At 68.8% G+C, this 21,192-nt stretch carries 15 protein-coding genes; 11 read left to right on the top strand and 4 right to left on the bottom strand.

Translation table 11 applies throughout. From position 1 onward, the window contains the following. Nucleotides 1–97: 97 nt before the first annotated feature. The gene (locus M3148_RS00170; protein WP_251302628.1) at nt 98–1,204 is read right to left on the bottom strand and encodes a hypothetical protein; all 1,107 of its coding nucleotides are present in this window, start codon (nt 1,202–1,204) and stop codon (nt 98–100) included. Between the two features lie 344 nt (nt 1,205–1,548). Beyond that, complete coding sequence (locus M3148_RS00165; RefSeq protein WP_251302627.1) at nt 1,549–3,159, bottom strand: HD domain-containing protein; 1,611 nt, start codon at nt 3,157–3,159, stop codon at nt 1,549–1,551. A 497-nt stretch (nt 3,160–3,656) separates the two neighbouring features. Between M3148_RS00165 and M3148_RS00160 the strand changes: the two genes are divergently transcribed. The 5 genes from M3148_RS00160 to M3148_RS00140 all read left to right on the top strand — a co-directional run bounded on the left by M3148_RS00160 (nt 3,657) and on the right by M3148_RS00140 (nt 9,123). Continuing rightward, nucleotides 3,657–4,886 (top strand): toxic anion resistance protein, encoded by a 1,230-nt coding sequence (locus M3148_RS00160; RefSeq protein ID WP_251302626.1) that lies wholly within the window; start codon nt 3,657–3,659, stop codon nt 4,884–4,886. Between the two features lie 2 nt (nt 4,887–4,888). Continuing rightward, nucleotides 4,889–5,677, top strand: a complete 789-nt coding sequence (locus M3148_RS00155; protein WP_251302625.1) for a hypothetical protein — start codon at nt 4,889–4,891, stop codon at nt 5,675–5,677. Nucleotides 5,678–5,845: 168 nt separating this feature from the next. Then, nucleotides 5,846–7,771, top strand: coding sequence for a DNA/RNA helicase domain-containing protein (locus tag M3148_RS00150; protein ID WP_251302624.1), 1,926 nt, complete (start codon nt 5,846–5,848; stop codon nt 7,769–7,771). 105 nt (nt 7,772–7,876) lie between these two features. Continuing rightward, nucleotides 7,877–8,788 (top strand): HNH endonuclease, encoded by a 912-nt coding sequence (locus M3148_RS00145; RefSeq protein WP_251302623.1) that lies wholly within the window; start codon nt 7,877–7,879, stop codon nt 8,786–8,788. Between the two features lie 80 nt (nt 8,789–8,868). Beyond that, complete coding sequence (locus tag M3148_RS00140; protein ID WP_251302622.1) at nt 8,869–9,123, top strand: hypothetical protein; 255 nt, start codon at nt 8,869–8,871, stop codon at nt 9,121–9,123. Nucleotides 9,124–9,185: 62 nt separating this feature from the next. Here M3148_RS00140 and M3148_RS17660 read toward each other — a convergent pair whose 3' ends face one another. After that, on the bottom strand, nt 9,186–13,454 hold the full coding sequence (locus M3148_RS17660) for a S8 family serine peptidase (RefSeq protein WP_308203192.1): 4,269 nt from the start codon (nt 13,452–13,454) through the stop codon (nt 9,186–9,188). A 280-nt stretch (nt 13,455–13,734) separates the two neighbouring features. Here M3148_RS17660 and M3148_RS00120 point away from each other — a divergent pair, with 280 nt between their 5' ends. Genes M3148_RS00120 through M3148_RS00110 form a run of 3 tightly spaced genes read left to right on the top strand, consistent with a single transcriptional unit; the run spans nt 13,735 to nt 18,199 of the window. Next, nucleotides 13,735–14,847, top strand: a complete 1,113-nt coding sequence (locus M3148_RS00120; RefSeq protein WP_251302621.1) for a cyclic nucleotide-binding domain-containing protein — start codon at nt 13,735–13,737, stop codon at nt 14,845–14,847. 35 nt (nt 14,848–14,882) lie between these two features. Beyond that, nucleotides 14,883–15,584: a response regulator transcription factor gene (locus M3148_RS00115; protein ID WP_251302620.1), complete on the top strand. Its 702-nt coding sequence runs from the start codon at nt 14,883–14,885 to the stop codon at nt 15,582–15,584. Beyond that, nucleotides 15,581–18,199 (top strand): DUF4153 domain-containing protein, encoded by a 2,619-nt coding sequence (locus tag M3148_RS00110; RefSeq protein WP_251302619.1) that lies wholly within the window; start codon nt 15,581–15,583, stop codon nt 18,197–18,199. The genes M3148_RS00115 and M3148_RS00110 overlap by 4 nt, the downstream gene beginning before the upstream one ends. A 14-nt stretch (nt 18,200–18,213) precedes the next feature. Here M3148_RS00110 and M3148_RS00105 read toward each other — a convergent pair whose 3' ends face one another. Further along, the gene (locus M3148_RS00105) at nt 18,214–18,585 is read right to left on the bottom strand and encodes a carboxymuconolactone decarboxylase family protein (RefSeq protein ID WP_251302618.1); all 372 of its coding nucleotides are present in this window, start codon (nt 18,583–18,585) and stop codon (nt 18,214–18,216) included. Nucleotides 18,586–18,829: 244 nt separating this feature from the next. On the opposite strand from M3148_RS00105, the gene M3148_RS00100 reads away from it, so the two are divergent. From M3148_RS00100 to M3148_RS00090, 3 genes are all read left to right on the top strand, one after another. Further along, complete coding sequence (locus M3148_RS00100; protein WP_251302617.1) at nt 18,830–19,087, top strand: type II toxin-antitoxin system Phd/YefM family antitoxin; 258 nt, start codon at nt 18,830–18,832, stop codon at nt 19,085–19,087. Beyond that, nucleotides 19,072–19,479 (top strand): PIN domain-containing protein, encoded by a 408-nt coding sequence (locus M3148_RS00095; RefSeq protein WP_251302616.1) that lies wholly within the window; start codon nt 19,072–19,074, stop codon nt 19,477–19,479. Before M3148_RS00100 ends, M3148_RS00095 begins: the two co-directional genes overlap by 16 nt. A gap of 431 nt (nt 19,480–19,910) precedes the next feature. Further along, nucleotides 19,911–21,179, top strand: coding sequence for a C40 family peptidase (locus tag M3148_RS00090; RefSeq protein WP_251302615.1), 1,269 nt, complete (start codon nt 19,911–19,913; stop codon nt 21,177–21,179). Nucleotides 21,180–21,192 lie beyond the last annotated feature (13 nt).

Raw genomic sequence — 21,192 nt, 5'->3', positions numbered from 1 at the left:
CTGTGTCCGTCCGTGATGAGAAGCTTTTGCAGGGGGGGCGAGGGGCAGTCGGCCGGCAGCGGCGGCCATAGGGACGTTACGCCCGTGCAAGGAAGGTCTAGGAGAACTTCCTCAAGAATCCCTTCCGGGTTCGGCGCACCATATTGAGCCCCCGCTTGTCACCGAGGCCAAACAAGAGCTTCTCCGCCTCGTCGAGCGCCGGACGCGCGGATTGAATGTCGTCTTCCTGCCCACGACCCAGCAGAGCGAGTGCGTATGTGTGCAATGCCTGAGAGGTGTGGCGGTTGTTATGCAACTGGCGCCCCATCGCTACGCTCTCTGCGGCATGCCGGACCGCTGCGTCGCGAGAAGTTGGTGTCTTGCGTTCGATGGTTGCTAGAACGTTAAGTGCTCGGGCGAGATCAAGGGAGGCCGTGCCGCTACGCTTTGCGAGCGCAACCGCACGATCGATAGCGTCGCCGGCTGCCCTGTCGTTGCCCTGCTCTCTATAAAGACTCGCGGCGACCGTCAGAGCCCACGTCGAGTGCGGATCTGATTCGACAAGCGAATCCAAGCTCTGTTCGACTGTAGCTACCGCCATCTCCATTGCACCCATGCGGCGATAGGTCACGGCGAGTTCCACTAAGGGAACCAACGCGGTCAGGCCTTCTGCGAGTCCTTCCTCCGCAATTAGGACTGCGCGCTCGAGTGCGTCGAGCGCTTCCTCGTAGAGGTCTAGGACCTCTGACTGTGGCGCATCGGTGAACGAATCGGCGCGACCGAGCTCCGACGCAGCGGCGAAGTCACGCAGGGTGCGGCCCAAAGTTGTGAGTGCTAGGTGAAGCCCCCGTGCGTCTCCGGTGGCGTCCAGCGCTGCGATTGACTGTTGCAAGAACGGAAGCGCACCTTCGTCGTCTCCGCGATCGTGCCGATAGGCGCCGATGAGATGACTCGCTATGCCGAACGCTGTGTCATACTCCGGGTGTCGTGTAACTCGTTCGAATTCGCGGATAGCGGATTCTCGGTGGCCCTCCTGCCATAGCCGGAGTCCGAGGAACAAAGCGATATGCCGTTCGCTCTGAGGGCTGCGCGGTTGCTGCTGCAGCATTCGCGCTGCAGCGGTGACATCCGCTGGCCGCTCAGAACGCGACGCGTGCATGACTCTGTCAAGCAACTCGACGTAGTCACCGGGGCTATCGCTCGCCACGGCCGCCTGGACCGCCACGTTCAACTCGGCGGCTCTGCGACCTAGAGCAACTTCTAGCGTCGGGCCCAAGCCATTTCGAGCGTGTTGAACGAAATGGGAAAGCACCTCCCTGTAGCGTGTGGGATCGGACTGGCTTAGTTCTGCGCGTAGCTCGGCCCGCAAGGGGTCCACCACACGCATGCCGCCCGCCGCTGGCACGACAAGTCCGGTGAGGCGAAGCTCTTCTAGAGCTCCTCGGGCCCGCACCCTCGATCCGGATGGTATCTCCGGTATATGGCGGGACAGGAGGTCATTAGCGGTCTCCTCGTCAAACAGTGGAGGAACGCTCAGGACACGTGCATGCGCCATCAAATCGGCGGTTGTCACAGGCCCCCCTCTGCGAGAGCCAGCTGGCGACGCTGGTAGAGAAGGCGATGATGGACATACAGACTTTCGGCGGCCGGCATGGACTTGGCTACTTCATTCGGCATCACGCGGCTTAAGTACTCCGCTACATCAGAATCTGAAGGATTGCCAGTGGCTACGGTAGTGGCGTTCTCGGCCGTTGTGAGGATGCCGCCTGCCGCCTGTGCTGAAAATAGAAATCGGATGTCGGTGGCATTGGCTTGCATCGCCGGAATGGCCGTGGTTAGCAGCCACGTCCTTTCGCCTTCTGTCAGTGCGTCAATTTGTGGCGCTACGAAGATCACCGCGTTCACGTCAGCGGCTGCCACGCGATCGATTAGGAGCTGTAGCAGGGATTCGCGGCCTTGAACTTGCCGAAACTGAGCGCCTCCCGCGTTCAGCCAGCCCGTAAGTATATCCTCGGCGTTGGCGCCGAGATTTATAAGACCTACCTGAGCGCGCCAGACCGTGGCCGACATTTCGCAACGGACTGTCTGCGCGACCGACTCGAGCAAATCCTCACGGCCGTGCTGATCTAAGGAATGGTCAGCGCTGAGTTGGCCGATGATAGTAACTACCGAACCGCTAGTGACTGCCTCGACGGCAGTCTTGTGAGCGACGCGGTGATTGAGAAGCGCGCTCTCCGCAACTTCTTTGGCGATAATGTTCAGTGCGTCCTGGCTCGGGACGACCCGGTTAGGGGCGGTGCGAACTGTTCGTTGAATCGCACGCGATACCGGCTCCCCCCGCTGGAAGCCCTGGGCAAGTTCAGGCTCAATCATGCCAATCTGTTGCTGTAGTTTCTCGACGATCCAGCGCTCTACCATTTGCTGGTTCTCGACAGCGAGCGAATCGTTGAACGTGAGATAGAGGCCGACTTGAAGGCGCCCGGAAGCGTCGACACTGACCCGTACGGCGTCGACGCATTGGTGTTTGAACATATGAGCTTGGCTTACGACAGGCATGAGCACATCGCCCGAACTGGGCACAGCGCGGCTGTATTCCAGGTCCAGTTCATCTGCGAGAAGTACCAGCGCGCTCAGCAGGCGCAGCCGGATTGCGCCACCCCGTGCGTATGCAACTTCGGTTTGTTGGCTGACGGTCTCTCGGTAGTACTTCGTCCCGTGCGCTCTCGCTATCGAGCCGATCCACTCGGACAGTGGAAGGTCGTCGGGTAGCCCGCACTCTTTGGGAGCGCTCGAAATCTTGAGTTCGCTCTGAGCGGGATGCTCATGACGTACCTGGTTCAGGTCAGATGAACTCATGGAGCCGAGTGGTTTTTGTGTGTGCGTCAGCATTTGCATGCCAACGTCGTGCAGCATCGATGCTGCCCAGAGGGCGTACTTTTCGAGCAATGACAATGGGTGCGCGATGTGTGCTTCCATGAGCCGCGCCATCTTCAATGCTAACTCCGCCACTACGCGGGAGTGGCGAAGGCCGTGGTCGGTGAACCACGGCTGATGGTTCGTCTGCCACCAATCCTCGAGGAACGCGACGACGCGGTCGACTGACTTCGCCAGCGCCGCAAACTCCTGGTTCTTCTGCGCTTCGGCACGCAGAGCGCAGACGAGCGCCTCAGCTTCCTCCACGTCTCACCCCGCTTTCGGTAGGCATAGCTCGAAGGTCCCCCGGCTTCGCACAGGCCGAGACTAGCAGGGACCGACTTCCGGAGAACGCGCTTCGGTATGCCCGGTCGGCCGGCGATCTGCACCGGGTCGAGCGGTTGTCGCCAGTCAGCGAAACGCTCCGGCGCACCGGTGGCGGCCTGGTCGGGCTGAAGCGCGGGCGGCCGTAGCGGTCGGCCATGCCGGCTGGGCTTTAGGCGCGGTACCGGTAGGCCCGCTTCTTCCCGGTCAGGCTCGATCAGTAGCATCTTGGCCGCTGCGGATCAGGCGGGACTCGACACCTCGAGTTCACAACCGGAGGTCTTCTCCCGTCACGGACTTGGGAGGCCAACACCGGGCGACTTGCCTGGACGTCACACCAAGGTGTGGCCGTCGCTGTTGGAAGTTTCGGTCGTTCGCGGCGCTTCGCCCGTGTATTTGAGAGAATCTGAGCATTCCCGAGCGCTTGAGGAGTGCACCGCATGTCGAACCCGCTCGACCTTGGCCAGAACCAGACCCCCGCCGTCGAGAACCCGCTGCAGCTCGAGCCGCCTGCGCCGGCGGCCGAGGTAGAGGTGCGTGAGCCGGAGAAGGTCGGCGGCGTCATCCTCGTCGACGCCGAGACGCAGCAGAAGCATGCCGACACCGCGCGCGAGTTTCTCGACGACCTCCTCGCCGCGCCGCTGCACAGCCCGGAGTTCCAGACGAAGGTCGCGCAGCTGAGCAAGCTGGGCGAGGACACGATGCGGCAGGCGGGGGACTCCTCCAACCGCATGCTCCAGCGGCCGGCAGCCGCGGCGTCGGCGTCCGCTGCGGATCCGGCGTCGAGAACCGGAGCGAGCCTGGCCGAGTTGCGGCAGATCGTCTCCGACCTCGACCCCAAGCGCCACGACCTCACCGGCGGCAAGCGGCTCCTCAAGTTCCTGCCCAAGGGCAACGCGATCGAGCGGTACTTCCGCAAGTACGAGTCCGCACAGGACCAGCTCGACGCGATCACCAAGGCGCTCAAGGGCGGCCAGGACGAGCTGCGCATGGACAACGCCGCCATCCAGACCGAGCGCGACGCCCTGTGGGCCGCGCTCGGGCAGCTCGCCAACTACGCAGTCCTCGCCCGCGAGCTCGGTGACGGGCTCGAGCAGCGGATCGCCTCCCTCCGCACCGAGGGCAAGACCGACGACGCCACCACCCTCGAGACCGACGCGCTCTTCTACGTCCGCCAGCGCCACCAGGACCTCATGACCCAGATGGCGGTCTCCGTCCAGGGCTACCTGGCCCTCGACGTCGTCAAGAAGAACAACACCGAGCTCATCAAGGGTGTGGACCGCGCGCTCGACGCCACGATTGCCGCGCTGCGGGTGGCCGTGATCGTGTCGCAGGCACTCGCGCAGCAGCAGATCACGCTGGCGCAGATCGAGGCCCTCAACTCGACGACCGCGGACATGATCCTCTCGACCTCCGAGCTGCTGCGGTCCCAGGGCGCCGCCGTCCACCAGCAGGCAGCGCAGGCCACCGTCGACCCGGCCAAGCTCCAGCAGGCCTTCGACAACGTCTTCCAGGCGATGGACGAGATCGACCGGTACAAGGTCGAGGCCACTCGATCGATCAAGCAGACGGTCGAGGTGCTCGAGGGGCAGGTCGGCCGCGCGCGGCTGCAGCTCGAGCGCAGCCACTCCTCCGACGCCGCGACCACCGATCCCGAGCCAAGGAGCTGACGATGTCACGGCTGACTCTGGGCAACGTCCTCAAGGTGGGCCTCGTTGTCCTCTTCCTTCCCCTCATCGCCTACCTCGTCCTGCTCATCGGCGGGGTGAAGAAGAAGCTCGGCGTCATCCTCGAGGGCCTGCTCTACGCCGCCGGCTTCGCGGCGGGCATCTTCGTGCTCGACATCATCGGCCTCGGCGGTGTGCTCGCCCTCGCCTCGATGGGTGTCTCGGCCGTGCGCTCCTGGCACCTGCGGGACCTGTGGCTCCCTGCCCGACGGCGGTGGTGGCACCGGTTCGTGCCCGTCGAGTCTCGGCAGGGTCGGGTAGCGGACGCGCCGCCGGCGGAAGCCGCGCTGGAGGGCGCGGACGGGCGGGCCGCCGCGCTGTCCTGGGTGGGTGCCTCTGCCAAGCAGAACCGGCTCCGGCTCCCGACGGGCGCCTACGCGACATTCCTTGAGACGTGCCAGATGCTCGACGGCGTCGTGGAGGCAGAGCGGCGCGAGCCGACTCGCGACCCGCGCTTCGAGTACGAGCTCGACGCCCTGGTGCGCGAGTACCTGCCCGGCGTGCTGCGCGGGTACCTTGCCATCCCGCCGGACATGGTAGAGAGCCGCCAGCCCAACGGACGTACGCCCAACGAGGAGCTCGCAGAGCAGCTGCGGCTCCTCGCCGCGCAGGCGAAGACACTCCACACGAGCCGGCACAGCCGCACCCCGGCTCAGCTCACCACGACGGGGAACTTCCTCCGGGAGAAGTACGGGGACCTGCACCGCAACGCCTTCGACTTCGGGGTCAAGTAGCCGTCACTCGAACGCGGCAAGTACGCATGTCGGAGGACCCGCCGTTGTCATGGACGAGAAGCTGCGATTGAGCGATAGCCTTCGTTCAGCAAGCGGTACCGACGGACTTCTGCCTCGCAGACATGTCCCCACCGCACGATCACTCGTGCCGTGTGAGGGATACATCTGGTGGGCGTCCGACTCAGCGCTACTGCGCTTGCCGAACTGTGCCGCGGCGACTTTTCGGTGCTCGAGGACAGGATGGCCAGCCACCTCGTAAGCATGGGAACCGGGGCTCCGTCACCAGGTGAGCGTCGGTCCTGGCGGGGCAGTCTGCCCGTTCTCGCACGCGACCTCGTCGAGGCCGGCCTTGGGAATGTCGAGCTCATCGTTGAGCACAAGCTGCCGCTGTCGAGTAAGCGCATCGATGCGGTTCTCGCGGGGCGCCATCCAGTGACCGGCAAGGCGAGCTACGTCGTCGTCGAACTCAAGCAATGGAGCAGCGCCAGCCGTTGGGAGGGGAGCGACACGCTCCTCGACGCGGCCGCGGCCCCCTACCGGCCGGTGCTCCACCCCGGTCTCCAGGTTGCCGGTTATGTCGACTACCTCCGCGACTTCATGCCTACGCTGGCCGAGGACCCGGAAATGACGGCGGGCGTTGCGTATCTCCACAACGCCACCGATCAGTCAGTCAGTGACGTCTTCGACTTACCAGTCACAGAATCGAGCCGGATCTTCACCGGCCAACGACGTGGCGCCTTTCAGGACTACCTCCGATCCCGACTGGCGGTCGACTCAGGAGCGGACGCCGCTGACCAGTTCCTCAGCGCGACCATCGCCCCGTCGAAACAGCTGTTGGACGTTGCGGCCGAAGAGGTTCAGCGGCGGGAACAGTTCGTCCTCCTCGACGAGCAGCGAGTGGCCTATGAGCTTGTCCTTCGAGTCGTCGAGGACGCGAGGCGCGCGGACGGGAAGGCCGTCATCGTCGTCTCGGGCGCGCCAGGGAGCGGTAAGAGCGTCATCGCGCTCTCACTTCTCGGGGAGCTTGCTCGGCAGGGGCGGACGGTCATCCACGCCACTGGGTCGCGGTCCTTTACGCAGACCATGCGCCAGGTGGCCGGCAAGGGGTCGACACGTGTGAAGAGCCTCTTCAAGTACTTCAACTCCTTTATGGACGCGGAACGCAACGGGCTGGACGTCCTCATCCTCGACGAGGCCCATCGCATCCGGGAGAAGTCGGTCAACAGATACACGCCCAAGGAGATGCGCGAGCGCGCACGGCCACAGGTTGAGGAGCTCATCGACGCTGCCAGGGTGCCCGTCTTCCTCCTCGACCAGCACCAGGTCGTACGCCCGGGCGAGATGGGCACGGTCGCCGACATCACGGCGCACGCCACAGCTCGTGGGCTACCCGTACGCCAGGTGGACCTCAACGCCCAGTTCAGGGCGGGAGGCAGCGAGCGCTACTTGAGTTGGGTTCATCGCCTTCTGGACCTTCCAGATGAGATGGCAGAAGATGATGACGGTGGGGACGTGTGGCGCGATGAGCCGACGTTCAGCGTCGACGTCGTGGACTCCGTCGAGGAGCTCGAGGGTCGCCTGCGTGCTTATCACGACGCAGGAACGACTGCGCGGATGACGGCGGGCTTCTGCTGGCCGTGGAGCGACCCCACCAAGGACGGTCGGCTCATCCACGACGTACAGGTCGGTGCCTGGAGCCGTCCCTGGAACCTCAAGAGCGACAGGGCTGTCGGTGGGGCGCCCCCCTCCTCCTTGTGGGCCACTGACCCGGCCGGCTTCGAGCAGGTCGGGTGCGTCTACACCGCCCAGGGATTCGAGTACGCCTGGAACGGCGTGATCTTGGGAGCCGACCTGGTGTGGCGGACCGACCGCTGGGTCAGCCGACGACAGTTCAACAAGGACCCGGACTTCCGCTCTCACGCAGCAGTCGACGACATCACGTTCGACCGCCTGGTCCGCCACGTCTACAAGGTGCTGCTCACAAGGGGCCTCCGCGGGACGCTTCTCTTCTCCGTTGACCCGGAAACGCAGGCGATGTTGCGCTCCCGGGTCAACGTCGCACGTCGACCGAACGAAGCTGCAATGAGCAAGTAACCAACGCTTCCGGCGCACGCCGGGGATCACAACAAGTAAGCGGCCCGACAGGCTTCCGGATCATGGACATGCCTCCACCCGCAATGACGCGGACGAGGAATTTCCATGACGAGCTGGGTGCTCACGATCGACAAGAACTACCCCAACCACTGGGATATCGCGAAGGAGCACAAGCTCTGGGACATGGCTACCGCGCGCCCGATCAAGGGCGGGGACGTTGTCTATTTCTGGGTGTCGCAGTACGGCTTCATCGGACGGGCCGAGGTCGCAGAATCGGCTGTTCCGCTTTCCGGCAGTGAGGACTTGCCGTGGACCGACGACGGTGAGCGGCAGTACGTCTCTCGCTTCAGGTTCGGGCGGACGGCGGATGCGGGCGCGGGTCGGGTGACATGGACCGAGGTGCAGGAGAACACCGGGTTCCGGCAGAGTCCCTCCTGGGCTCCCCACACCGACGACAGCGTCGCGGAAACATGGCTCGCTTCCCTCTTCCGGCGCACGGACGATCGCGACGCAGCGGATGCGCTCTTCGATGACGTGGACGATGCCGCCGAGGCGGTCGCCGACCTTGGTCGAGACCTCCGAGAAAGGACGCTCGCGCAGGTCAAGGTTCGGCGAGGCCAGGGCAGGTTTCGCAAGGCGCTCGTGGAGGCTTACGGGGGACGCTGCGCCGTTACTGGTTCGACGACCGAAGAGGTTCTCGAGGCCGCACACATCTCTCCGTATCGAGGCGAGCACACCAACATCGCCTCGAACGGCTTGCTGTTGCGAGCCGACATCCACACGCTCTTCGACCTCAACCTGATCACCGTTGTGTTCGAGGGCAATAATCCCGTTGTGAGAGTGAGTCCGGACCTGCGGGAGGACCTCTATCGAGCGCTCGACGGTCGGTCTTTGGCCGTGGTGCCGTCGCTGGCAAACGTTCGACCAGACCGTGCCCTCTTGCGTCAGCACAATCAGATGTGCGAGTGGATCCGTGGCCGCGGAAATGGCCGGGCGAAGCTTGATTTGCTGCGGTGAGACCGGGCGGGCGTAGACGCTCTTGGCGACGTCCTCCAGGGCGGTGAGGGTGACGCGCTGGGTTGGTGGGGCCGTAGCAGATGCAGGCGACGCCGAGGGGGGTCCTGCGCGGCTACCTCGCCATCCCGCCGAACATGGTGGAGACCGGCCAGCCCAACGGCCGCACCCCGAACGAGGAGCTCGCCGAACAGCTCCAGCTCCTCGCCGGCCAGGCCGAGGCCTTGCACGCGAGCCGGCAGAGCCGGGTCCCGGCACAGCTGACCACCACGGGGAACTTCCTGCGGGAGAAGTACGGGAACCTCCACCGGGAAGCATTCGACTTCGGGGTCAAGTAGCCCGGCACCGCCGGCCGACGTCGACGGCCCGGTCGCGGCGAGGCGACCGGGCCGTCGACGCGTCAGTCCGTCGCCCGGCGCATCCGCACCGCCCCCGCGCCGGCTCCGAGCAGGAGCAGGACGACGACGGCGAGCAGTCCGAGCTCCACGCCCGTGCTGGGAAGGTGGCCGCCTCCGGGTCGGCCCGGAGGACCGGACGGCGCCGGAGTGGGCTCCGCGGTGGGCCCGGCCGTCGGCTCCTCGGTGGGCTGCTCGACCCCGTCGATCGTCACGTCCACACCCACGGTCACCGGCTGGGCACCGGGGTTGTCGGTGACGTGGGTGGCCTCGTTGGTGAGGACGTCGCCGTCACTCAGGCTCCCGTCGTCGTCGACCGTCACCTCGTACCGGACCGTGACGGGGGCGAACGATGCGCCGGCGTAGTCGAAGCAGACGACGTTGCCGTCCGCGACGACGCCCTCGCCGGAGTCGTGGTTGACGAGCGTCTGGCCCGAGGAGCCGTCCGCGTTCTCCGTGCCGACCGTCAGCGGACCGTCCACCGGACCGGTGACGTTGTCGTAGGCCACGTAGAACTCGTAGCTGCCCTCCGTGTCGTCCTGCCCGCGGAACGCGACGAGCTGGACGTCGTAGGTGCTCTCCGGGTCCTCGACGAGCTGGATGTCGTCGTACTCGACGACGATCAGGCCGCCGGCCTCGGTCTCGCCCTCGACGACGGTGACGCCCCTGTTCGTCGCCTCGTCGTAGACGATCTCCATGTCCTGCCACAGCATGGCCAGCAGGTTGTTCGGTGCCTGCGGGTCGGGCAGGGTCTGTGGCACCCAGGGCTCACCGTCGTAGTGCGTCGCGGCGTCGAAGACGACGAACCCGTCATCGGTCAGCCACATCCCGTCGTAGTCCACGCCGTAGAAGCTGAACGGAGCACCCGCACCGACGTTGAACGCCACGGTGTCGCCGGCGATCTCGGGGTGGGCGAGGAAGCCGAGCTCCTCGAGGTCGACGTAACTGCCGTCCTCCGACAGAGGGTTCACACACAGCGGGTCGGCGTCGCTGCGCGTGATGACGTACTCGCCCTCGACGCCGGCCGGCGTCGGGGAGATGCCCTCCCACGTGAGGACGCCGTCAGTGACGGTCGCGCCGTCCGTGGCCGAGCCCTCGACGTACGTCATGCCCTCCGGGATGGCGTCGGTGATGGTGTAGGCGAGGTCCTCGGCGGTGACGTTGGGCTGCACGGTGAGCTCGTAGGTGACGGTGTCGCCCGGCGCGGCAGTCTCGACGTCGGCGGTCTTGGTGACGTCGTCGGCGAACCGGTTGAGGTCCACCGGGATGATGCCGATGTCGCCCGGAGACTGCGGCGAGGAGCCGAGGCTGAGCGCGCCGTACCAGCGCTGACCCGCCTCCAGGGCCGGCTCGTCGTAGAACACGCGCAGGTCGAACGGCTCGCCGACGGGTTGCGCCTGCGGGCCCTCGACCCACATGTTCCCGGCGTCGCTCCCGACGACGGCGGTTCCCAGGGTGAGGGTGTCGGTCGCGTCCTCGTCCGAGGACTGCCAGTTCTGGACCACCACCCACCAGGTGCCTGCCTCGGGTGCGGCGAGGTCGCACCGCTCGTCGGACCCGAACGACGCGCTCACGCACTGGAGGGTCTCCTCGCCCGGGGTGTCGCCGAGCCCGACGAAGAGGTCGATGTCCTGGGCGGTCGCGTCGGTGACCTCCACGACGAGGCGGCTCGTACCCTCCGGGACCTCGACCAGGACCACCTCCGTGCCCTCCGGCCCGTCGAAGGGGTCGAAGTCCGTCGGGTCCTGGGGGAGGGCGATCTCCTGTGTCTCGGCCGGGGTGAGGCCGGCGACGTCGACGGTGAGGTCGGTGATCTCGATCGCCCGCACACCCTCCACGAGCTGCGAGCCCGCGTCGCGGCGGGTGTCGATGAGGACCTCGGCCGGCAGCACACCGGTCGAGGGCATGACCGCGACCGGCAGGCCCGCCGTCGAGACGTCCCCGTCCGACGGCGTGAGCGTCACTCGCCCGAACTGCCAGGTGCCCGTGCTCGCGCCGCGCACATCGGCGGTCACGATGATCTCCTGCGTCTCGCCCTCGGCGAGGGTGAAGGTCGCGGGCTCGACCGACAGCGTGATGTCCGGCGCGGACTCGACGCTCGCCGTCCACTCGACGGTGCCGTCGGCGACGCCGGTGACGGTGCGGGTCCACGCGCAGTCGTGCAGGCATTGGCTGGTTGCCATGCTTGCGAGGTTCAGGGCGGCAGGGTCGCCGCCGAGGCTCGGGTCCGCGGCCTGATAGTCGGCCAGCGTCTCGTCGAGGACGAGACCCGCGTTGGCCGCGGCGTCCAGGTCGATCCGGCCCGATCCCATGTCGAACGGGTCGGCCGGGGTGGAGCCGTCCTCCTTGGTCACGGCCGTCGTCGCTGTCGTCATGAGGGCGGACTGGATCTCGGCCGGTGACCACTCCGGCTCGAGCACCTTGAGGAGTGCACCGGCGCCGGCCACGTGCGGGCTGGCCATCGAGGTCCCGGAGGAGAAGCCCCACTGCGGGGCGGCCTCGGCCTCGGGGGTCGACGCGCCGAACGCGGCGAGGATGTCGACGCCGGGCGCGGTGACGCTGGGGGAGATGAGGTCCATCGCGCGGTTCGGGCCGCGGCTGGAGAAGTCGGCCGTGACGTCCCCCTTCGCGGGGTCCTCGGACAGGGTGGCGCCGGCGATGGTGCCGGTGTGGCCGGTGCCCTCCGCCAGCCACTCCCGCAGCGCGACGGCGTCGTCGTACGTGATGTGGACGGCGGGGAGCTCGTGCGCGTCACCGGTGAGCGAGTCGCCGCTCTCCTCGTCGTTCGCCAGGATCATTCCCCCGGCGCCCGCGTTGGAGACGACCTCGCCCATCTCGAGCCGGTCGACGAAGCCGCGCTCGCAGATGACGATCTCGCCGTTGAAGGTGCGGTTCCGGAAACTTCCCGGCTCACACCACGGGTTGCCGTAGTCTGCCGCGTCGACGATCGGCGCCGGTCCGTACCCGGTGGTGAAGCCGAGCCCCTCGAGGTCGGGGAGCCCGGTGCCGTCCGCCCGGGTGAGGTCGGTGAGGGCGTTGACGTAGGAGCGGTCATGCGTCGATGCGGCGGCCGTGGTGATCCAGGGGATGTCCGCGGGCGTGCCGATCGTCTCGGACCACGGTCCGTCGTTGCCGGCGGCGGTCGCGACGAAGATGCCGGCGGCGCGGGCGGCGAGGAAGCCGAGGGCCTCCGGGTCCGACCAGGCGGCCGAGGGCTCCCACCCGCCGATCGAGTAGTTGAGGACGTCGACACCGTCGGCGATGGCCTGGTCGAGGGCAGCCGTCGTGGCGGCCATTGAGCAGCCGTCGACGTCGCAGACGTCGTAGGCGATGAGGTTGGCGTGGGGTGCGACTCCTGAGATCCTGCGAGTCTCGCTGATACCCGACGGACCGTTCACGACGGCGTCGACCTGGTTGCCCGCGACCGTGCTGGCGGTGTGGCTGCCGTGCCCGTCGGTGTCGAACGGGCCGTCGCCGGAGAAGTCCCACGCACCGATGAGCTTGTCGTTGCAGGCGAACCGCTCGTCGTACTGGTCGGCGTTGGCCGGGTCGCACATGCCGAGGTAGGTCCCGCCGCCCAGCGGGTTCGTGTGGTCGAAGCCGTCACCGCCGTCGGCCATGGGCACGGTGTCCGCGAAGGAGGGGTTCGACGGGTTGATGCCCGTGTCGAGGATGCCCGCGACGATCCCTCCGCCTCGTGTGCCGTCGACTCCGGTGGCGGTCCCGTCCCACAGGGCGGGCGCATCGATCCACGCCGGGCCGTTGTCCGTCTGCAGCTCGCGTCGGACGTCGACGACGACGGAGGTCACCTCGGGCAGCCCGGCGACGGCCGCGGCCTCGTCGGCCGTGAGGCGGACCGCCAGGCCGTTGAGCGCGTAGATGTAGGTGAAGTCGACTCTCGGCGAGCGGCCGATCTCCCTGGCGATCAGGCCGCGGAGGGCATCCTGCTCGTCCTCGAGGTGGGCGGCGTACCTGCGCACCGGCGCGGCGGCCGGGTCGAGCCGTCCACCCGCTGCGGGCTTCGTGGCCCGCAGCCGCTCGACCCCGCCGGAGTAGGTGGCGACCGCGGGGTCGGCGAGCTGGACGATGTACCGCTCGGAGTCCGGGGACTTGCCGAGGCGCAGCACCGTCGCCTTGTCGCCTCCTCGCGGGAGAGACGTGGAGCCGGAGATCTCCGCGGCCTCGAGGCCGGCCCCGGGCTTCCGGGCGCCGGCGGCGTCGGAAGGACCGGCGTTGGCCGCTGGGATCACCCCCAGCGCGAGCGCGAACGTCACGACCGACACAAGAAGCCGGGGTCGCAGTCTGGACACAGGCTCACCCACCTTTGGGAGAAGAAGGACCCCGGTTCGCCCGAGTGAGCCTTGTCTAGTGGTTCGGCGGGGTCCGGTCAACGGCCGTCGGAGGATTTCGCGGGCGTCGTCACCCGATCGTTCCCTGACGCGTCCCCCAACAATCTGTACGGCGGTTGAACCTGCGTCAGCGTTCTTGCCCGCGGCCTGTCCAGGCGTGCCAGGATGACCCGCAAATGACGCTGGCCGACGCTGTGCCCACGGCATGATCACCGCAGACGCGCTCCGCGGGGTCCCGCTGTTCTCAGCGCTGCCGCCGGACACCCTCGACTACGTCGCGGGGGCCGTCGAGGACATCCGGCTGGTCGCGGGGGAGTACTTCGCGCAGGAGGGGGACGAGCGGGCGCTCTTCGTCGTCATCGAGGGCCGGGCCGAGATCACGAAGGTCGTCAACGGGGACGAGCTGGTCATCGGTGTCCGCACCCCGGGCATGCTCTTCGGAGAGGTGCCGATGACCCTGAGCACCAAGTTCCCGGCCAGCGGCCGCGCGACCGAGCCCACGCGGATCCTGCGCCTCGGTGTCAGCGAGTACCACAGCCTCGCCGCGCTGGCCCCGTCCGTCGCGGCTCATGTCGGTGGGGTCGCCCGCGTGTACCTCACCGACCTGCAGAACTGGGCGGCGGCGACTCCCGAGGCCGAGGCGCACCTCATCGGACCCCGCGCTGACCGCCGCGTGCGGGAGATCGCCACGTTCCTCAGCCGCAACGAGATCCCGTTCGAGCGAGTCGCTCCTGACGACGCTGCGGCCGATGGGCCTGTGCTCGAGCTGCGCGATGGGAGCCGCCTCGTCGACCCCACCATGCGGGAGATCGCGGCTGCGGTGGGGCTCGGTGTCCAGCCCACGGCCACGGAGTACGACGTCGTCATCCTCGGGGCAGGACCGGCCGGACTCACTGCGGCGGTCAACGGTGCGGCCGAGGGGCTACGGACCCTCGTCGTCGAGAGCCTCGCACCTGGTGGCCAGGCCGGCACGTCGACGCGCATCGAGAACTACACGGGCTTCCCCTACGGGGTGTCCGGTGACGACCTCGCGAGCCGCGCGCTCAAGCAGGCCCGGCGCCTGGGCGCGGAGATCGTCGTCACGCGGTCGGTGACCGAGCTCCGCCCGGGAGGTCACGACGTCGTCCTCGACGGCGGTGACGTCCTCCGGGCGCCGCTCGTCGTCCTCGCCACCGGGGTGGAGTGGCGCGGCTCAGGCCGAGCCACTGACCGCCGTCGTCGTCCAGGGAACCTGCGCGTCCCGGGGGCGTCGACGCCGGCCACTCCGGACGACGGCACCAGCCGCACCATCCCTTGCACAACCCTCACATCGGGCTGACCAGCACCTCACCCGCCCGCTCCTAGGCTCACCCCATGACCACAGAGCCCGGCCCGGCCAGCGCGACGCTGCTCATCGTCGAGGACGACCGCATCATCAACGACGGCCTCGCCGCACGCCTGCGCGCAGAGGGCTTCGCGGTGACCCAGGCCTACGACGGCCCCGGGGGAGTGGCGGCCTTCGAGCAGCACACGCCAGACCTCGTCGTCCTCGACGTCATGCTCCCCGGCTACGACGGCAACGAGGTGTGCCGCCGCATCCAGGCGCTGCGCCCCGTGCCGGTGCTCATGGTCACCGCCCGCGACGACGAGTCCGACGTTCTCGTCGGCCTCACCGTGGGCGCCGACGACTACGTGACCAAGCCCTTCCGCGTCCGCGAGGTCGTCGCCCGGATCCGTGCGCTGCTGCGCCGGGTCGAGCGGGCGCGCGAGCTGGCCCGGGAGGTGCCGACGCGGATCGAGCTCGGCAGCCTCGCCGTCGATGCGTCGGCCCGCCGCGTCTGGCTCGAGGACACCGAGGTGCACCTCTCGCCCCTGGAGTTCGACCTCCTCCTCACCCTCGCGGCCGCGCCCGGCGCCGTCCGCACTCGCGAGGACCTCATGCGCGAGGTGTGGGGCTGGGCCGACGCGCGCGGCACCCGCACCCTCGACACCCACGTCCGGACCTTGCGGGCCAAGATCGGGGCATCCCGGGTCCGCACCGTGCACGGCGTCGGCTACGCGGTGGAGCCGGCATGAGCACCTCACCGTCCAGCGCCCCCCTCGACGGCGTCGGCTCGATCAAGCTGAAGATCGGCGTGCTCGTGGGGCTGAGCGTCGTCACCGCGGCGCTCGTCTCCGAGCTCGGCAGCAGCGCCGGAGTCACCGTCGGGCTCACCCTCCCCGTGACGCTCGGCATCGCGCTGGCCGTCACTCAGTGGCTCGCCCGCGGCATGACCGCACCGCTGCGCGAGATGACCACGGCCGCCGCCCGGATGGCCACCGGTGACTACGCCCAGCGCGTCACTGCCACCTCCGCCGACGAGGTCGGCCGCCTCGCCCGCGCGTTCAACACGATGGCCGTCGACCTCGCCACCGCAGACGAGCAGCGCCGCCACCTCGTCGCCACCGTCTCGCACGAGCTGCGCACCCCGCTCGCCGGCCAGCGGCTGCTGCTCGAGAACCTCGTCGACGGCGTCGTCCAACCCGACGACGACTCCCTCGCCACCGCCCTCGCCCAGGCCGAACGGCTCAGCGACCTCGTCTCCGACCTCCTCGACCTCGCCCGGATCGACGGCGGCGCCGGGCAGCTCGACCTCGCCCCCGTCGACGTCCGCGACCTCGTCGACCGTGCCGTGGCCGAGGCCGAGCTCGACGCCCGTCCCGTCCGCTACGACGTCCACGTCATCCCCGGCCTCACCGTCATGGCCGACGGCGCGCGCCTCACCCAGGTGGTCGCCAACCTGCTCGACAACGCCGCACGGCACTCACCGGCGGGCGGCACCGTCACCGTGCACGCCGTGGCCGACGGCGGCCAGTGGTCCCTCACGGTCAGCGACGAGGGCCCAGGGATTCCCGCGGGCAGCGAGGAATACGTCTTCACGCGCTTCGGCTCCGCGGGCCCGGACGACGGCGGGGGAGGGACCGGCCTGGGCCTGGCCATCGCCAGCTGGGTGTGCGAGATGCACGGCGGCACCATCGCCGCCCTGCCCGCGGCGCCCGGGACCACCGGCGCCCGGATCCGCGCGGTGCTCCCGCGCACCCCCGTCGTCCGGACGGCGCACCACAGCCCTGCCCGGCCACCGCTCCAGGAGGAGAACACCATGTCCGCCACCCCGGCCCCGTCCCCATCACCTGGTGCCACGCCGTCGTCGTCGCGCCCCACCGGCCCGGTGCCCACCGGCACTGTCCAGCCCCGACCGGCTTCCGCCGTCGCCACCCTGATCGACGACGTGTGGCCGGAGCGCGGGCTCACCACGGCACCGGTCCCGCTCTTCGCGTCGCTCGCCATCGGCGCCCTCGCGGCCACGGTGCTGCCGTTCCGGAACATCGGCTCCGGCGCCCTGCTCGTGCTGCTCCTGGGCGGCGGGCTGGTGCTCAGCAGGTCCCCGCGCCGCACCCGGCCGTGGACGGTGGTCTCCACGGTGCTGTGCCTGGGGCTCGGCTCGTTCCTCGTGCTGCGCGACGCCGAGTGGCTGGCGGTGCTCGCGCTCGTCGTCGTCGGCGTGCTCGTCACGACGGCGCTCACCGACGCGCGCCGCATCGTCCCCATGATCGCGGGCGCGGCCTCATGGGTGTTCGCTGCCGTGCGGGGGCTGCCGCTGCTCAGCCGGACCATCGCCGCGCTGAGCAGCCACCGGCTGCTGTGGCCGCTGCTGCGGACGGTCGTGATCTCCGCGGTCGCGCTCGTCGTCTTCGGTGGTCTGTTCGCCTCGGGCGACGCCGTGTTCGGGACGTGGGTGGGGCACCTCGTGCCGGACCTTGCGTGGGACGACCTCGTCTTCCGCGCGTTCCTCCTCGTCGCCGTCGGCGGCCTGGTCCTCACCGCGTGCTACCTCGCCCTCAACCCGCCCCGCGTGGAACGCCTGGAACTACCCAAGGCGCGCCCGGTGGCGCGGACGTGGGAGTGGCTCGTCCCCCTGGGGCTGGTCATCGCGGTGTTCGCCGGCTTCCTCGTTGCGCAGGCCTCGGCCATGTGGGGCGGGCACGCCTACCTGACGGAGGTCACCGGCCTCACCTACGCCGAGTACGTCCACCAGGGCTTCGGGCAGCTCACGGTCGCGACCGCCCTCACCCTCGCCGCCATCGCGCTCACCGTGCGCAAGGCGCCGCAGCGGACCGCGCAGGACCGGCTGCTGCTCCGGGTGGTCCTGGGGGCGCTGTGCCTGCTCACGCTCGCCGTCGTCGCCTCCGCGCTGTTCCGCATGTCCGTCTACCAGCAGGCGTACGGGTTCACGGTGATGCGTGTGCTGGTGGACGCCTTCGAGGTGTGGCTCGGGACCGTCGTCGTGCTCGTCGTCGTCGCTGGGATCCGCTGGTCCGGGTGGTGGCTGCCGCGGGCGGCGCTCGTCTCGGGCGCGGTGATGCTCCTGGTCATCGGGTTCGCCAACCCCGAGGCGTGGGTGGCCGAACGCAACATCGAGCGGTACCACGCGACCGGCAAGATCGACACGTCCTACCTGTCGAGCCTCAGTGCGGATGCTGCGCCGACGATCGTCGCCGGGCTGCCCGAGCACCTCGCCCGGTGCGCGACGTGGGACTGGGGACATGAACCCGTCCCGGACGACCTGCTCTCCTGGAACCTCGGGCGAGCGCGGGCCGCGGAGGTGGACGGGGCGGCGGCCGGGACCGTGCAGCCTGTGGGGTGCCCGTGAGCCCCCTCGACTCCTCAGCCGTCGACGGCGGCCTTCATGCACCGCATCGCGGCCAGGGTCTTCGGCACGCCGATGTAGGGCATGAGGTGGACGAAGCACTCGGCCACCTCCTCCGTGGACATGCCGGCCACCTCCACCGCCGTCCGGATGTGCCCGGTGAGCTGCGGTTCGGTGCCTCCCATCGCGGCAAGCGCTGCCATGTTGAGCATCTGCCGATCGCGCAGCTCGAGCCCCTCGCGCTGGTAGGTCCCGCCGAAGACGGCGCCGACCACCCAGTCCGAGGCTCCGGGCGCGAACTCGTCCAGCTGCTGCTTCCATGCCGCCGCACCCTCGAGTGACTGTGTCTCCTCGATGAACTGCTGGCCCTTGTCCATGCTCAGATCCACGTGCGCCACCTCTCAAGGACGGATACGGAAGGTCCCTCGAGCATCGCCAGCGGCCGTGCGGGTGTCAAAGCTCGCCAGCAGGTTCGGAGGTTCTCGACGACGGCGCAGAGCACGCGATCCCCGAGGTGAACGGTGCCGTGCGGATTGCCGGTGCTCGACGGGGCGGTCGGTGGCTTCGGACGATGGCGTCGGTGTGGGCGTTGAGAGAATGCCCTTGATCTGATTATCAGAGAGAATTGCTGCCATGCGCACTGTCACCGCCACGGAGGCATCGCGCCGGTTCTCGGAACTGCTCGATGCCGTCGAGGCAGGGGAGGCGGTGACGGTGACCCGCGGCAACCGTCCGGTCGCCGAGATCCGACCGGCTCGTCGCCGCACCGGCCGCGACCTGCGAGAGGCGCTCGCGCAGGCCGAGCCCCCCGACGACCGCTTCGCTGCCGATATCGCAGGGGCGGTCGGCAGTCTGGCCCAGGAGGTGGCGGACCCGTGGCGAGACGCCTGATCCTGGACATCAACGCCCTGATCGACTACGAGCGAGGGCGACTTGATCAGGTAGCGCTGGACGACGATGAGCTGGCGATAGCCGCGATCACGGTGGCGGAGTACCGGACCGGCATCGAGCTTGCGGGCTCGGTCGAGCGGGCCGCCGCACGGTCCCGCGCCCTGGCTCTCATCACCGAGACGATCGAGGTGCTCGACTACACCGAGGTGACGGCGGCCCACCACGCACGGTTGATCGCCCACACGCGACGGTCGGGCAAGGTCCGGGGAGCTCACGACCTGGTCATCGCCGCCCATGCTGCGCAGACCGGTCGCGTGGTGCTCAGCCGTGACGCTGTGGCCAGATTCGGTGACCTCCCCGGCGTCATCGCTGAAGCGCCTGCGGAACGGTGACGATCTGGTGACCTGGGTGCGCCCGGCCGCTCGCCGATGATCGCCGTCGGACCCTCGTGCGATCACGTTGGAGGCATGACGGGCCCCGCCCCTCCGACGACCACCACCACGGGCAACGTCCTGCGGGAGAAGGATGGGAACCTCCACAAGGAAGCGCTCGACTTGAGGTCATGTAGGGCGCGCTACCCGACGACGACGGTTTGGCGCCGGGTTCGTGGCGGCGCCGGCCTACCCGAGCGGGCAGCTCGCGTGCCCTCGTGACTGTCCCGCCGGGCGCCCGCTCGGGCATGACGGCCTGCGACCGTGGGACGGTGCGCGAGACAGCAGGGCCCCTGAGCGCTCGTCGGCCGCGTGAGGCGCCGGGCGGTCCTGGGCGGCGCCCGTCCACTCCGGTACCCGGCCCGGACACGGAGGTCGGCGTCGCGGCGTCCATGCTGACGGCGCAGCGTACGGCGGGGAACCGCGGGGTCGTCCAGCTGCTCGCCGCGCGGAGCATCGTCGCACCGCCGACGGCGGCACCGGTGCGGCTCCAGCGCACGCCGTTGCACGACCTGCTGGACGCGGCGTCGTCGGCAATCTCGGAGGCGGCCGCGACGGGTGTCTTCTGGCTCGATGTCGCGACGCGGGGGCCGGTCCTGGCGACCGTGACCCGGGAGATCAAGGACGGGAACCACGACGTCGACAAGCTGACCAACACGGCGTTCTTCATGCTCCATCCGGAGCTCGGCGGCCGGAAGCTCGATCCCGCGGGGACACCGGGCGACGACGCCCTCGCCAAGGAGTGGGCGACGATCCGCAGCGACGTCGTGAAGCCCGCACTTCGCGACTACCGGGCACAGCAGCGCGGCGGGACGGAGCCCGGAACTGCGACCGGTGGCGACGTCGTCGCCCCGGACGGCCCGGCGCCGAGCCTCGGCACCGACGTCGGGACCAACGCCGCGGCCTTCTTCACCGAGCACGAGGCCGAGATCAGCGCGCTTCCCGGTTCGACCGATGAGCTGAAGCTGCTGCTCACGCTCATCGTCGACAAGGGGGCCACCGACGCCGACTACCCGAACTGGCTCAAGCCCACGGCACGCTGGCGCCAGCCGGGCCCGCTGACGCAGGCGGTGTTCGGCAGCCGCCACCCGGACAAGCAGCCGCTGACCAACATCCCGATCTGGAAGTACGGCAAGCTCAAGGACCAGTGGGCGGCGAACAACCTCACCGACGCCGACTGGGTGACGCTCAACGACATCAAGGAGACGCTCGTCTACCCGCTGCTCCGCTACACGTTGCCGAAGATCACGGCCGCGCCCACACCCGGCGCCGGCGCCGGCACGGGCGTCCGGATCGCGGCGGCCGCGTACGCCTACCTCGGTGTGAAGTACGAGCTGGGCGGGGAGTGGAGCAGGAAGGAGGAGACCGGCTCCCTCGACTGCTCCGGGCTCGTCAACCAGGTGTTCAAGGATGCCGGGGCCACCATCGCACGCGGGGCGTCGGGCAACGGAGTGGCTCGGCTCCACGACTCGGACCTCACGATCGTCACCGAGCCGCAGGCAGGGGACCTGCTGCTGCGGCAGAAGGACGGCACGTGGAAGCACGTCGGCATCTACGTGGGGGAGGGCAAGCTCATCGAGGCGCCCGCCACCGGGTCAGTGGTCCGGGTCAGCTCGTACGACGCGAGCAAGTGGGACGAGATCCTCCGGCACGGCGAGTAGGCGGTGCGCCGTC

Source organism: Georgenia satyanarayanai (assembly GCF_023715365.1).
GTDB classification, from domain to species: Bacteria; Actinomycetota; Actinomycetes; order Actinomycetales; family Actinomycetaceae; genus Oceanitalea; species Oceanitalea satyanarayanai_B.
The sequence above is the reverse complement of the archived record's forward strand: the minus strand, read 5'-3'. Positions and strand labels throughout refer to the sequence as shown.